Consider the following 13,112-nt stretch of genomic DNA (forward strand, 5'->3'; position numbering starts at 1 on the left):
GCGTCGGCCGGGCGCGGCGCGCACAATCACCGGATGGGCGTTCCTCAGGGGATCTTCGAGTACGGCGTCGCGGCGCTCGTCATCGTCGCGATGGTGTTCCTCCTGCGCTGGACGTTCGGGACCCAGAACGCGCGGCGCCCTCCCGTGAACGACCCGGCCGACCCGGTCGACGACGGTCTGCTCGAAGAGGTCTCCCGGGTGCCGACGGAGTCCGCCGCCCAGGTGCTGCGCGGGCGGCTGCACGGCAACGGCATCCGGTCGACGGTCTCGCGTGCCGGTCTCGACGGCTACCGCCTGCTGGTGTTCCCGGACGACGTCAAGGACGCCCGCGTCGTGCTCAGCCGCGGCGCGCTGGAGTAGGGCGCTAGACGACCCGGTGGTAGCGGGCGTCGAAGAAGCAGAACACGCCGTAGCAGGCGATCCCGAGCGCCACCGCCAGCAGCAGGAACACCCCGTAGGGCTGCTCGCGCAGGGTCTTGAGCGCGGAGTCCATCCCGTTGGCCTGCTGCGGGTCGAACGTGATCGCGGCCGTGCCGATCAGCAGGCCCAGGACGATGATCGCGACACCCTTGGCGATGTAGCCGACCTGCCCGGTGCGCTCGTTCAGCCGGCGCGCCCGCCGGTCCACCCCGCCGAGGTCCTGGTCCTCGGTGAAGGCCTCGGTGTAGCCCTGGTAGATCATCACGCCGCCGCCGATCACGACGCCGAGCCCGACGAGCGCGACCAGGATCTGGCCACCCGGCAGGCCGAGCAGACCCGCGGTGGCCTGCCCTCCCCCGCCGCCCGACGAGCGGCCCTGCACCGCCGTCGTCGCGGCCGTGACGGCCAGCGCGGCGTAGATGACGGCCTGCCCACCGCTGGAGACGCGCTTGGCGATCCGCTTCCTGTCGTCGGAGATGTAGGGGAAGCCCCAGATCGCGGACACGACCCGCCACAGCACGACGGCGGCGAACCCGACGACCAGCACCCCGAGGAGCACCCGGCCGGCCGGTTCGGCCGCGATCGCGCCCAGCGCGCCGTTCTGGTCGGCCTGACCGCCCGAACCGAGCGCGATCCGCGCCGCCAGGAACGCGATCAGCAGGTGCAGCAGGCCGTTCGAGGCGATGCCCACCCGGGCCATGACCCGGACGGGCTTGCTGCGGGCCGCCTGCTTGGCCGAGGACCCGGCCGCGTCCGCGGCTCGGGACACGTCGGAGGTGTCGGGCACACCGGACATCGCGGCCTCCAGGGGCTGGGAAGAGCCGAACCGTCCCACACATCCCCGACACCGGGCCCACGGCGCAACGGTGTTGCGCCGTCCGGGTCAGCGGTCGGGCTCGCCCACCACCCGGGAGATGTCGGCGCCGAGCGAGCTGAGGTTCTCCACGAAACGCGGGTAGCCGCGGTCGATGTGCGCGACGTCCCAGACCTCGGTGGTCCCCTCCGCGCACAGCCCGGCCAGCACCAGGCCGGCACCGGCCCGGATGTCGCTGGCCCACACCGGGGCGCTGGAGAGCAGCTCCCGGCCGCGGACGACGGCGTGGTGCCCGTCGGTGCGCGCGTCGGCGCCGAGGCGGATCATCTCGTCGACGAATCGGAACCGGGCCTCGAACACGTTCTCGGTGATCATCGACGTGCCCTCGGCGACGGCGGAGAGCGCGATCGCCATCGGCTGCAGGTCGGTCGCGAAGCCCGGGTAGGGCAGCGTCACGAAGTCGACGGCCTGCGCCCGGCCCGGCATCGCGACGGTGAACTCCTGCTCGCCCACGGTCGTCTCTGCGCCGGCGCTGCGCAGCTTGTCCAGCACCAGGTCGATGTGGTGCGGGTCCACCCCGCGCACCGTGACCTCACCGGAGGTCATCGCGGCGGCGAACGCCCAGGTCGCGCCCACGATCCGGTCCCCGATCACGCGGTGCTCGGTCGGCTGCAGGCCGGTCACGCCGTGCACGATCAACGTCGACGAGCCGATGCCCTCGAGCTTCGCGCCCATCTGCACGAGCATCACGCAGAGGTCGACGATCTCCGGCTCGCGCGCGGCGTTGTCGATGATCGTGGTGCCCTCGGCCAGCACGGCCGCCATCAGGATGTTCTCGGTCGCGCCGACGCTGGGGAAGTCCAGCCAGATCTGGGCGCCGTGCAGGTCCTCGGCGCGGGCCTTGACGCAGCCGTGCTCGATCTCGGTCGTCGCGCCGAGCTTGCGCAGACCGTTCTGGTGCATGTCCAGCGGCCGGGACCCGATCGCGTCCCCGCCGGGCAGCGGCACCACCGCACGCCGGCAGCGGGCCACCAGCGGGCCCAGCACGCAGACCGAGGCGCGCAGGCGCGAGACCGACCGGTAGTCCGCCTCCGCGCCGGGCTCGGCCGGCACGTCGATCAGGACGGTCGTGCCGTCGATCGAGACCTCGCACCCGAGGCTGCGCAGCACGTCCGCCATCAGCGGCACGTCGAGGATCTCCGGGCAGTTCTCCAGCGTCGTGCGCCCCTCGGCGAGCAACGCCGCGGCCATGAGCTTGAGCACACTGTTCTTGGCGCCGACGACGTCGACGGACCCGGTCAGACGGGCTCCACCACGGACCGCGAAATGCTCCACCACGCCCACGACGGTAGCCACCGGGGACGGCCCCGCCCCGGCTGCCCCTGCCCCTCGGCACCCGGGTGTCCCATTCGGCGCATCCGCCCGACAGGTGGTCGATCCACCGGCGCGGCGCCGATCGTCGGGTCACCGGGATACGCTCGCCGCGTGGCCGTACACCTGACGCGCATCTACACCCGGACCGGTGACGACGGGACGACGAACCTCGGTGACTTCTCCCGGGTCCCGAAGACCGACGTCCGTCTGGCGGCCTACGCCGACACCGACGAGTGCAACGCGGCGCTGGGCGTCGCGGTCACCGTGGGCGGGCTGGCCGACCGGGTGATCGAGCCGCTGCGCCAGATCCAGAACGACCTGTTCGACGTCGGAGCGGACCTGTGCGCGCCGATCGTCGAGAACCCCGAGTACCCGCCGCTGCGGGTCACCCAGGGCTACGTGGACCGCCTCGAGGCCTGGTGCGACGAGTTCAACCCCGAGCTGCCGAAGCTGAACTCGTTCATCCTGCCCGGCGGCACCCCGGGTGCGGCGTACCTGCACGTCGCCCGCACGGTCACCCGGCGCGCCGAGCGCTCGGTCTGGGCCCTGCTGGAGTCGGACCCGGAGCGGACGAACCCGCTCACCGCGACCTACCTCAACCGCCTGTCGGACCTGCTGTTCATCCTCGGCCGCGTCGCGAACCCCGACGGCGACGTCCTGTGGCAGCCCGGCGGCCCCCACGGAGCTCCCTCCGCGGGCTGAGAGCACGCACGAGAGCCCATCTCGTACGTCCCCGTCGGACGGGAGGAGCTCTCGTCCGACGGGTGGGCGCGGCGCTCAGGGGGCGCGGGGCTCAGGAGGCGCGGGGCCAGCCCGAGTGTCGTCCGGGCGGGGTCGCCTCGACCCAGGCCAGGAAGCCGGTCAGGACGTCGGCGGACATCGCCAGCTCGACGTCGGCGCCACCGCGCTCACGACAGCGCAGGACCTCGACCGCGGACGGGATCGCGAAGTCCTCGGACCGCAGTGGCGCCCGCCGGTCGACGATCTCCAGGTCCGCCCGGTCGAGAACGACCGTCGGGCCGATCCGGAAGCTGGTGAGCCGGAACCAGACGAACTCGTCGCCCCGGAACCGGCCGACACCGAAGTGCCAGTCGTTGACGAGAAAACGGCGGCGCAGACACAGGTCCACACCGCCGCCTCGCATGAGCCGGACCCGCCGTACGGCGAGCCAGACCAGGGGAAGGATCAGACACAGCAGCAGAACCCCGACGATCGTCGCCACGAGCTCCACTGCCGCGTCTTCTCCCTCGACTATCGGGAAGAGGCTTCCGCGGCTTTCAGCCGCACCTCGGCGCGCGCCCTGGCGGCGGCACCCTCGTCGTCGGAGGCGTCGGCACGGTCGAGCGCCTTGCGGGCCCGGTCCGTGTCGATCTCGTCGGACATCTCCGCGTACTCGGCCAGGATCGACACCCGCTCGGCCGAGACCGAGAGGAACCCGCCGTGCACCGCAACGGTCTGCGACGTGCCGTCGGTCCCGTCGATGCGGATGACCGCGGCCTCCTCCAGCTGGCCCAGCAGGGGCTGGTGACCCGGCATGATGCCGACCTGCCCGACCGTGGTCCGGGCGAGGACGAACGACGCCTCACCCGACCACAGCCGACGCTCGACCGACACCAGGTCGACCGTCATCTCCGCCATATCCGATCAGCCTTCGAGCTTCTTGCGGTTCTTGTCCAGGTCGTCCAGACCACCGCAGAGGAAGAACGCCTGCTCGGGCACGTCGTCGAACTCGCCCTTGGCGATCTTGTCGAACGCCTCGATGGTCTCCTTGAGCGGGACCGTCGAACCGGGCTGCTGGGTGAACTGCTCGGCCACCAGCAGGTTCTGCGACAGGAAGCGCTCGATCCGCCGTGCGCGGCCGACCAGCTGCTTGTCCTCCTCGGACAGCTCGTCGATACCGAGGATCGCGATGATGTCCTGCAGGTCGTTGTACTTCTGCAGGATCCGCTTGACCTCGTTCGCGACCCGGAAGTGCTCGTCGCCCACGTACTGCGGGTCGAGGATCCGGGAGGTCGAGGTCAGCGGGTCCACCGCCGGGTAGATCCCCTTCTGGGAGATCGGCCGGGAGAGCTCGGTGGTCGCGTCCAGGTGGGCGAACGTGGTCGCCGGCGCCGGGTCGGTGTAGTCGTCCGCGGGGACGTAGATCGCCTGCATCGAGGTGATCGACCGGCCCCGGGTCGAGGTGATCCGCTCCTGCAGCTCGCCCATCTCGTCGGCCAGGGTGGGCTGGTACCCCACCGCGGACGGCATGCGGCCGAGGAGGGTGGAGACCTCCTGGCCGGCCTGGGTGAACCGGAAGATGTTGTCGATGAAGAGCAGCACGTCCTGGTTCTGCTCGTCGCGGAAGTACTCCGCCATCGTCAGCGCGGACAGCGCGACCCGCATACGGGTGCCCGGCGGCTCGTCCATCTGGCCGAACACCAGCGCGGTGTTCTCCATGACGCCCGACTCGGTCATCTCCGTGATGAGGTCGTTGCCCTCACGGGTGCGCTCGCCGACCCCGGCGAACACCGAGGTGCCACCGAAGTTCTGCGCGACGCGCTGGATCATCTCCTGGATGAGCACGGTCTTGCCCACGCCCGCGCCGCCGAACAGGCCGATCTTCCCGCCGACCACGTAGGGGGTCATCAGGTCGAGCACCTTGATGCCGGTCTCCAGCATCTCGGTCGAGCCCTCGAGCTGGTCGAACGACGGCGCCTTGCGGTGGATGCCCCACAGGTCGCCGGTGATCTCCAGGTCGGGCTTGTCCAGGCACTCGCCGAGCGCGTTGAACACGTGCCCCTTGACCTGGTCGCCGACCGGGACGGAGATCGGACGGCCGAGGTCGGTGACCTCCTGGCCGCGGACCACGCCGTCGGTGGGCTGCATCGAGATCGTGCGGACCAGGTGGTCACCCAGGTGCTGGGCGATCTCCAGGGTCAGCTTCCGGGTCTCCTCGCCGAACTTCACGTCCAGCGTGAGCGCGTTGTAGAGGTCCGGCACGTGGTTGCGCGGGAACTCGACGTCGACGACCGGGCCGGTGACCCGGACGACCCGGCCGGTGGTGGTCTGGGTGCCGGCATCGGCAGTTGCGGTCATCAGCTCTCACTTCCTGCGGTCGCGAGTGCGTCGACGCCGCCGACGATCTCGCTGATCTCCTGGGTGATCTGGGCCTGACGTGCCTGGTTGGCTTCCAGGGTCAGGGTACGGATCAATTCGTTCGCGTTGTCCGTCGCGGCCTTCATGGCCCGCTGACGGTTCGCCGACTCCGAGGCCGCCGACTCCAGCAGCGCGGCGTAGAGCCGGGCTCCGATGTACTTCGGCAGCAGGGCGTCGAACAGCGTGTCCGGGTCCGGCTCGAACTCGTAGAGCGACTGCAGCTGACCCGGCTCCTTGGAGCGCGAGGACGTGCCGTCCTGCTCCTCCTCGGCCTCGGCGTCCGCGACCGCCGCCGAGACCCCGCCGGAGTACTCGACCTCCAGCGGCGCCATCCGTCGTGCCTGCGGAGTCTGCGTGATCATGTTCTTGAAGCTGGTGTAGACGAGGTGCAGCTCGTCGACGCCGCGCACGCCGTCGTGGTCGTCGGTGTCGTCGACACCGGCCATGAACGACGCGACGAGCGTGCGGGCCGCCTCGGCCGCGTGCTCGTAGGTCGGCTGCTCGGAGAACCCGGTCCACGACTGCTCGACCTCGCGCTTGCGGAAGCGGTAGTAGCTCACTCCCTTGCGCCCGATCACGTAGAGGACCGGCTCCTTGCCCTGCTCGCGCAGGAGCTCCTGGAGCCGCTCGGCCTCCTTGAGCACGTTCGCGTTGTAGCCGCCGCACTGGCCGCGGTCACTGGTCACGACCAGCACCGCGGCCCGCTTGGGCTCCTCGCGCTCCACCAGCAGCGGGTGGTCCAGCGCCGAGTTGGACGCGAGCTCGGAGAGCGTGCGCGTCATCTCCTCGGCGTAGGGCCGCGCCTCGTCCACCCGGGCCCGGGCCTTCGCGATCCGTGAGGTCGCGATCAGCTCCTGGGACCGGGTGATCTTCTTGATGGACTGCGTCGACTTGATCCGCCGCCGCAGCACCCGGATCTGTGCCGCCATATCGCGCCGTCCCTAGCTCTCGTCCGACGACGAGGTGTCGGCCTTGCGGGCGCCGCCCGGAGCCGGCTTGTTGACCGTGACCGTCTCCTGGTCGACGTCGTCCTCGTCGAGGGCTTCCTGCTTCTGCTCCTTCGGCACGACCGAGGAGCCGTCGGTGGCGGTGAAGTCGTCCTTCTTGAACTTCTCCACGGCCTTCGTCAGGCGCTCGGTGTTCTCGTCGGAGAGCTTGCCGGTGTCGCGGATCTCGTCCAGCACGCCGGACTCGTTGCGACGCAGGTGGTCCTCGAACTCCGACTCGAAGCGACCGATGTCGGCCACCGGCACCGAGTCGAGCTGGCCGGAGGTGCCCAGCCAGATCGAGACGACCTGGTCCTGCACCGCGAACGGCGAGTACTGGGCCTGCTTGAGCAGCTCGACCAGACGCTCACCGCGACCCAGCGCACGCGCCGAGGCGGCGTCGAGGTCCGAGCCGAACGCGGCGAACGCCTCCAGCTCGCGGTACTGCGACAGGTCCAGGCGCAGCGATCCGGAGACCGTCTTCATCGCCTTGATCTGCGCGGAACCACCGACCCGGGAGACTGAGATACCGACGTTGATCGCCGGGCGGACACCCTGGTTGAACAGGTCCGACTCCAGGAAGACCTGGCCGTCGGTGATCGAGATGACGTTGGTCGGGATGTAGGCCGACACGTCGTTCGCCTTGGTCTCGATGATCGGCAGACCGGTCATCGAGCCCGCGCCGAGCTCGTCCGAGAGCTTCGCGCAACGCTCCAGCAGGCGGGAGTGCAGGTAGAAGACGTCGCCCGGGTAGGCCTCGCGGCCCGGCGGGCGGCGCAGCAGCAGCGAGATCGCGCGGTAGGCCTCGGCCTGCTTCGACAGGTCGTCGAACACGATCAGGACGTGGTTGCCCTGGTACATCCAGTGCTGGCCGATGGCCGAGCCGGTGTAGGGGGCGAGCCACTTGTAGCCGGCCGGGTCGGACGCCGGGGAGGCGACGATCGTCGTGTACTCCAGCGCGCCCGCGTCCTCCAGCGACTGCCGGACACCGGCGATCGTGGAGCCCTTCTGGCCGATCGCCACGTAGATGCAGCGAACCTGCTTCTTCGGGTCCCCGGAGTCCCAGTTCTCCTTCTGGTTGATGATCGTGTCCACGCAGACCGCGGTCTTGCCGGTCTTGCGGTCACCGATCACCAGCTGGCGCTGTCCGCGCCCGATCGGCGTCATGGCGTCGATCGCCTTGATGCCGGTCTGCAGCGGCTCGCTCACGCTCTGGCGCTCGACCACCGAGGCGGCCTGCAGCTCGAGCACGCGCTCGGTCTCGGCCTCGATGTCGCCCAGGCCGTCGATCGGCGCACCCAGGGGGTCGACGACCCGGCCCAGGAAGCCGTCACCGACGGGGACGGAGAGGATGTTGCCGGTGCGGGTGACCTGCTGGCCCTCCTCGATCCCGGCGTAGTCGCCCAGGATCACCGCGCCGATCTCGTGCTGCTCCAGGTTCAGCGCCACACCGCGCACGCCGCCCTCGAACTCGAGCAGCTCGTTGGTCATGGCCGAGGGCAGGCCCTCGACGTGGGCGATGCCGTCGCCGGTGTCGGCGACCGTGCCCACCTCGTCACGGGTGGTTCCGGTCTCCAGCGACGAGACGTAGCTGGAGATCGCACTCCGGATCTCCTCGGAGGAGATCGTCAGCTCTGTCATGGCTGCGTCGTTCCTTCTCTCGAACGGGGGTCTGGTGGTCAGCTGGGCAGGGATCGGCGAGCGGCGGCCAGCTTGCCCGCGACGCTGCCGTCGATGACCTCACCGCCGACCTGGACGACCAGTCCGCCCAGGAGGCTCGGGTCGAGCTCGATCTGCAGGGAGATCGTGCGGCCGTAGATGCGGGCCAGGGTGTCGGCGAGCGTCGACTCCTGCTGTTCGGACAGCGCGACGGGCGTGCGGACCCTGGCCACCGACCGCCCGCGGCGGGCGGCGGCCAGATCGGCCAGCTCCTCCGCGGCGACGTCCAGGTGCCGTCCGCGCGGCAGGCGCAGCGTCTCGTTGAGCAGCGTCGAGGTCACCGGGGCCGCCTGGTTGCCGAGCACCCGGTCCAGCAGACCGATCCGGCCCTCGGCCGGCTCCGTGGTGTCGGCCAGCAGCCCCGCGAGCTCCGGCTGCTGGTCCAGGATGCGGCCGAAGCGGAACAGCTGGTCCTCGACGTCGTCGAGGGAGCCGTCCTTGTCGGCCACCGAGAGGGTGGCCTGCCGGGCCAGCGACTCGGCCGCGTCGACCAGGTTGATCGACGCGGACCACCGCGCCGTCACGAGACCGCGGACCAGGTCCATCGTCGGGGCCGAGAGCTGCCCGCCGAGCACCCGCTCGACGAGCTGGACCCGCGACTCCTCCGGGGAGGAGTCGTCCGCCAGGACCCGGCGCAGCTCCCGCTCACCGGCGAGCAGCCGGGTGACCGAGAACAGCTCTCCCGCCGTCGTCGACAGCTCCTCGGCCGAGGTGCGGTCGACGTAGGAGTCCAGCTGCTCGACCAGGGTCGCCAGGGACTTGCGGCTCGACGGCTGCAGGACGGCCACCATCAGCTCGCTCCGGTCCGCTGGCCGGTCATCCCGCCGAGCTCACCCAGGAACGAGTCGATCGTGGCCGAACGACGCGAGTCGTCGGCCAGCGAGTCACCCAGCAGGCGTTCGGCCAGCTGGACCGACAGCCCGCCGACCTCGCCACGGAGGTTGCGCTCGGCCTGCTCGCGGGCAGCAGCGATCTGCTCCTCGCCACGGGCCTTGATCCGCGCGACCTCCTGCTCGGCCTCTTCCCGCAGCTCGGTCTTGATCTGCTGGCCCTCGGCACGGGCGTCGTCGCGGATGCGCGCCGCCTCGGCCCGCAGGCCCGCCAGCTGCTCCTCGTACTGCTTCTTGAGCTGGTCGGCCTGTTCCTGCGTCTCCTGCGCGCGCTTGAGGCCGCCCTCGATCGCGTCCGTGCGCTCCTCGTACATCGCCTCGAAGCGCGGGACCGCGAACTTCCAGAGCACGAAGAGCAGGATCGCGAACGCCACGACGCCGAGGACGAGCTCGTCGACGTGCGGGAGAATCGGCAGTGGTTCCTCGGCGGCGAGAATCAAATCCACCGTGTGTCCTTCCCAGAAGTGGCCGCCCGTGACGGGACCGGCATGGAGATGCTCAGCCGCCCTGGGCGATGAAGAACAGGACCAGGCCGATCAGCATGACGAGCTCGGCGAGAACGAACGTCGTCCAGCCGATACCCATGAGCTGGCCACGGGCCTCCGGCTGACGGGCGGTGCCGCTGATGACGGCGGACCAGATCAGGCCCACGCCGATGCCGGCGCCGATGGCGCTGGCGCCGAAGCCGATGGCCGCGAGGCCCGGGTTGATGTTGGCGGCCTCCTGGGCCAGAACCATTGCGCTCACTTCAGGTTTCCTTCCGTCGGGTCCGCGGGAAGCGGGGTCGTTCGGTGAATCGTGCCGGGGAGTACCGGCGGATCGGATCGGCGCCGGGTGGCGCCGGGGTCTAGTGGTCCTCCGAGATCGCCGCACCGATGAACACGGCGGCGAGCAGGGCGAAGACGTAGGCCTGGATGACCTGGACGAGCGCCTCCAGGAACGTGAACGCGATGCCGGCGACGAACGCGAACGGTCCGGCGATCACCAGTGCCCCACCGGCGGTGATCAGGAACGCCGAGGCCACCGCGGTCAGCGCGATGATGAGGTGCCCGGCGAACATGGCCGCGAACACACGCAGGGCCAGCGAGAGCGGCTGGACCACGAACTTCTGCAGCAGCTCGATCACGATGATCAGCGGCGCGATGAAGACCGGGACGCCCGGCGGCAGTGCGGCGTGCTTGATGTAGCCCGCGAAGCCGTGCTTCTTGAACCCGGCGTAGTGGTAGAAGACGTAGACGAACAGCGCCAGCGACAGCGGGAAGCCGATCCGCGACAGCGTCGGGAACTGGATCACCGGCACGATCGCGAACAGGTTGTTCACCAGGATGAAGCTGAACAGGCCCAGGATCAGCGGGATGAACCTCTTGAAGTCCTGCGAGCCGATCTGGTCGCGCGCCATCGTGTTGCGCGGGATGTCGTAGAAGGACTCCAGTGCGAACTGGCCCTTGCTCGGTACCAGCGACAGCTTGCGTGTGCCGAGCGTGAACACCGCAACGATGATCACCAGCGAGAGCACGGCCAGCACCATCGGCTTGGTGACCGAGCCGAAGATCGGCGGGTACTCGAAAAGGCTCGCGCCGGGAGGCGTGAACTCTTCGGCCGCCAGTACTAACGTGCCCAATGGGGGTCCTTCCGGTGCTCCCGTCCCGTGGTCGTACGGAACGGAGGATCGCCTGCAAGGTGCCTCGTGACGCGATGTCTCCGGATGCCCGGACGTCAGAGCCGGGAGTCACCCACATCGCCGATGCCGGGATGCTATCAGCCGTTCTTCTACGCCGTGTCGTGGGCTGGCACGCGACTCACCAGCACCTTCGCGCCTTGCAACGATCTTGGCGACCCGCCGGGAGCCGTCCGGGTAATCCGGAGGTAATACCGGTGGAACTCCCCGCGAACCGTCTCCACGGGCCGTGACGAAGGCGTCTCCCAGGGCTTCGGAGAACCTGACAAAACGGTCAGGGAGCAGCAGGTCAGGCGCTCGGCGAGGCCGGATCCGACCCGATCAGGATCTTGATCTTGTGTCCGGCCCACGCCTCGGCCGCCGTCGTCGCGACGAACACGACGAGCAGGGTCACGGCCAGTGACATGCGGTGCAGGCCGCTGTCGTTCCCCAGGGTGAACAGGACGATCAGGAGGATGATGGCCTTCGTGGCCAGTCCGACGAATGAGGCCAGCATCACAGCGGCCGGGTCCAGTTCCGTCGTGCGGAGCATCAGCACCGGGGTGAGGAGTGCGGACCCGGTCGCGACGACGCCGGCGAACGCGGCCCCGTAGACACCCGGCGTCCCCATCACGACCGCGGCCACCGCGACGCAGACCAACGACGTCGCGACCCCGACGAGGGCGGCACCCCGCGCCATCGAACCGGAGAGCCGGCGGATCACCTGGGCCTGGCCGACCGCGGGACCGTCGTAGTCCACGGTCCCCCAACGATCCCAACGCCACACGGTCGATCCCTCCGTCCACGGTGCCGGGAGGGTCCTCCCCGCCCGGACGTCATGGTAGTCGGGCCCCGGTGTCAGCCCCGCGGAGCCGGAGGGACGGCCGGTCCGCCCCGGGCCCGCGACCGCGCCCGGTACGGCACGGCGGAGGCGACGACCGCGACGACGAGCCCGCCGAGGATCGCCCCGAGGACCACCGCGATGTCGTCGACGAGTGCGAGCGCCACACCGCCGAAGGCCAGCACCGCGACCCACAGGTAGACCAGGAGCACCGCGCGGCGGTGGCTGTGCCCGACCTCGAGCAGGCGGTGGTGCAGGTGCATCTTGTCCGGGCTGAACGGGCTGGTCCCGGCCCGGGTCCGGCGTACGACGGCGAGCAGCAGGTCCAGCAGCGGGATGAACACGATGCAGGCCAGCACGATCAGGGGCGTCAGCAGCGCGAGGAAGTCGGTCGGGCCGACGCCGATCACGATCCGGTTCGAGGCACTGCTCGTGGCCGCCGCGAGCATCACCCCGACCAGCATGGACCCGGTGTCGCCCATGAAGATCCGGGCCGGGTTGAAGTTGTGCGGCAGGAACCCCAGGCACGCCCCGGCCAGCAGGACCGCGATCAGCGCGGGGACGTAGGTGGACGGGTCGTTGCCGTTCTCCTGGATCAGCCCGACGCAGAACACCGCCGTCGCGAGCGCGGTGATCATGCCGATACCCGCGGCCAGGCCGTCCAGCCCGTCGACGAAGTTGATGGCGTTGACCAGGGCCACGGTCAGCAGCGCGGTGAGCAGCACGCCCTGGGACTGCCCGAGCAGCAGGTAGGAGCCGGAGATGCCGGTCCCCCCGCCGCCCCAGGGGATCCAGAACACCGACATCTGCAGGCCGAACAGCACCAGCAGCCCGCCCGCGGTGACCTGGGCGGCGAACTTGGTGACGGCGTCGAGGTCGTAGCGGTCGTCGAGCAGGCCGACCCCGACCAGCAGCGCGACGGCCAGCAGGACACCGAGGACGTCGGTGCTGCCCTCGAAGAAGGCCAGCCGCAGGGCCGGGAGCTGGGCGGCGAGCCCGATCCCGGCGAGCACGCCGCCGAACATCGCCAGCCCGCCCCAGCGCGGGGTCGGGGTGACGTGCACGTCGCGGCCGCGCGGCCAGGCGACCGCTCCGGCCTTGAGCGCGAGCATCCGCACCGGGCCGGTCAGCAGCAGCGTCACCACCGCGGCGCAGAGCCCGACCAGCAGGTACTCCCGGATCGGGAGCCCGTAGCCGAACGAGCTCTGCTCCTGCGCGAGGTACGACACCACGTTCGTGACCGGCCCCGGTGTGCTCGTCGTCGTCGGCCCGG

General features: G+C 70.3%; 15 protein-coding genes. 2 read left to right on the plus strand and 13 right to left on the minus strand.

Annotated features, from left to right (window positions below; all coding sequences use genetic code 11):
- Positions 1 to 33: 33 nt before the first annotated feature.
- A complete protein-coding gene (locus EV383_RS24530) occupies positions 34 to 360 on the plus strand; it encodes a hypothetical protein (protein ID WP_130292114.1) in 327 nt (108 codons plus the stop codon).
- A gap of 4 nt (positions 361 to 364) precedes the next feature.
- Here EV383_RS24530 and EV383_RS24535 read toward each other — a convergent pair whose 3' ends face one another.
- Entirely contained in the window at positions 365 to 1,216 is an 852-nt protein-coding gene (locus EV383_RS24535) for a DUF1206 domain-containing protein (RefSeq protein WP_130292115.1), read from the minus strand.
- Between the two features lie 87 nt (positions 1,217 to 1,303).
- Positions 1,304 to 2,572, minus strand: a complete 1,269-nt coding sequence (gene murA, locus EV383_RS24540; protein ID WP_130292116.1) for a UDP-N-acetylglucosamine 1-carboxyvinyltransferase — start codon at positions 2,570 to 2,572, stop codon at positions 1,304 to 1,306.
- A 147-nt stretch (positions 2,573 to 2,719) separates the two neighbouring features.
- Between murA and EV383_RS24545 the strand changes: the two genes are divergently transcribed.
- Complete coding sequence (locus tag EV383_RS24545) at positions 2,720 to 3,310, plus strand: cob(I)yrinic acid a,c-diamide adenosyltransferase (protein ID WP_130292117.1); 591 nt, start codon at positions 2,720 to 2,722, stop codon at positions 3,308 to 3,310.
- Positions 3,311 to 3,401: 91 nt separating this feature from the next.
- Here the strand turns inward: EV383_RS24545 and EV383_RS24550 are convergent, their stop codons facing one another.
- The 11 genes from EV383_RS24550 to EV383_RS24600 all read right to left on the minus strand — a co-directional run bounded on the left by EV383_RS24550 (position 3,402) and on the right by EV383_RS24600 (position 13,071).
- Positions 3,402 to 3,839, minus strand: coding sequence for a DUF2550 domain-containing protein (locus EV383_RS24550; RefSeq protein WP_130292118.1), 438 nt, complete (start codon positions 3,837 to 3,839; stop codon positions 3,402 to 3,404).
- A 20-nt stretch (positions 3,840 to 3,859) separates the two neighbouring features.
- Positions 3,860 to 4,246, minus strand: coding sequence for a F0F1 ATP synthase subunit epsilon (locus EV383_RS24555; RefSeq protein ID WP_130292119.1), 387 nt, complete (start codon positions 4,244 to 4,246; stop codon positions 3,860 to 3,862).
- A 6-nt stretch (positions 4,247 to 4,252) separates the two neighbouring features.
- Positions 4,253 to 5,686, minus strand: coding sequence for a F0F1 ATP synthase subunit beta (atpD, locus tag EV383_RS24560; protein ID WP_130292120.1), 1,434 nt, complete (start codon positions 5,684 to 5,686; stop codon positions 4,253 to 4,255).
- A complete protein-coding gene (locus EV383_RS24565; protein WP_130292121.1) occupies positions 5,686 to 6,675 on the minus strand; it encodes a F0F1 ATP synthase subunit gamma in 990 nt (329 codons plus the stop codon). The genes atpD and EV383_RS24565 overlap by 1 nt, the downstream gene beginning before the upstream one ends.
- 12 nt (positions 6,676 to 6,687) lie before the next feature.
- The gene (gene atpA, locus EV383_RS24570; RefSeq protein ID WP_130292122.1) at positions 6,688 to 8,373 is read right to left on the minus strand and encodes a F0F1 ATP synthase subunit alpha; all 1,686 of its coding nucleotides are present in this window, start codon (positions 8,371 to 8,373) and stop codon (positions 6,688 to 6,690) included.
- A 38-nt stretch (positions 8,374 to 8,411) separates the two neighbouring features.
- Positions 8,412 to 9,242, minus strand: a complete 831-nt coding sequence (locus EV383_RS24575) for a F0F1 ATP synthase subunit delta (RefSeq protein WP_130292123.1) — start codon at positions 9,240 to 9,242, stop codon at positions 8,412 to 8,414.
- Positions 9,242 to 9,787 (minus strand): F0F1 ATP synthase subunit B, encoded by a 546-nt coding sequence (locus tag EV383_RS24580; RefSeq protein ID WP_130292124.1) that lies wholly within the window; start codon positions 9,785 to 9,787, stop codon positions 9,242 to 9,244. The genes EV383_RS24575 and EV383_RS24580 overlap by 1 nt, the downstream gene beginning before the upstream one ends.
- Before the next feature lie 52 nt (positions 9,788 to 9,839).
- Positions 9,840 to 10,088, minus strand: a complete 249-nt coding sequence (locus EV383_RS24585) for an ATP synthase subunit c family protein (protein ID WP_165438493.1) — start codon at positions 10,086 to 10,088, stop codon at positions 9,840 to 9,842.
- A gap of 100 nt (positions 10,089 to 10,188) precedes the next feature.
- Positions 10,189 to 10,962, minus strand: a complete 774-nt coding sequence (gene atpB / locus EV383_RS24590) for a F0F1 ATP synthase subunit A (protein ID WP_130292125.1) — start codon at positions 10,960 to 10,962, stop codon at positions 10,189 to 10,191.
- Positions 10,963 to 11,308: 346 nt separating this feature from the next.
- Positions 11,309 to 11,758 carry a Cg1360 family ATP-synthase-associated protein gene (locus EV383_RS24595; RefSeq protein ID WP_130292126.1) on the minus strand — a complete coding sequence of 150 codons (450 nt, stop codon included), beginning with the start codon at positions 11,756 to 11,758 and terminating at the stop codon, positions 11,309 to 11,311.
- 98 nt (positions 11,759 to 11,856) lie between these two features.
- The gene (locus tag EV383_RS24600; RefSeq protein ID WP_242623290.1) at positions 11,857 to 13,071 is read right to left on the minus strand and encodes a glycosyltransferase family 4 protein; all 1,215 of its coding nucleotides are present in this window, start codon (positions 13,069 to 13,071) and stop codon (positions 11,857 to 11,859) included.
- Positions 13,072 to 13,112 lie beyond the last annotated feature (41 nt).

Source organism: Pseudonocardia sediminis (assembly GCF_004217185.1).
In the GTDB taxonomy this organism is placed as follows: domain Bacteria; phylum Actinomycetota; class Actinomycetes; order Mycobacteriales; family Pseudonocardiaceae; genus Pseudonocardia; species Pseudonocardia sediminis.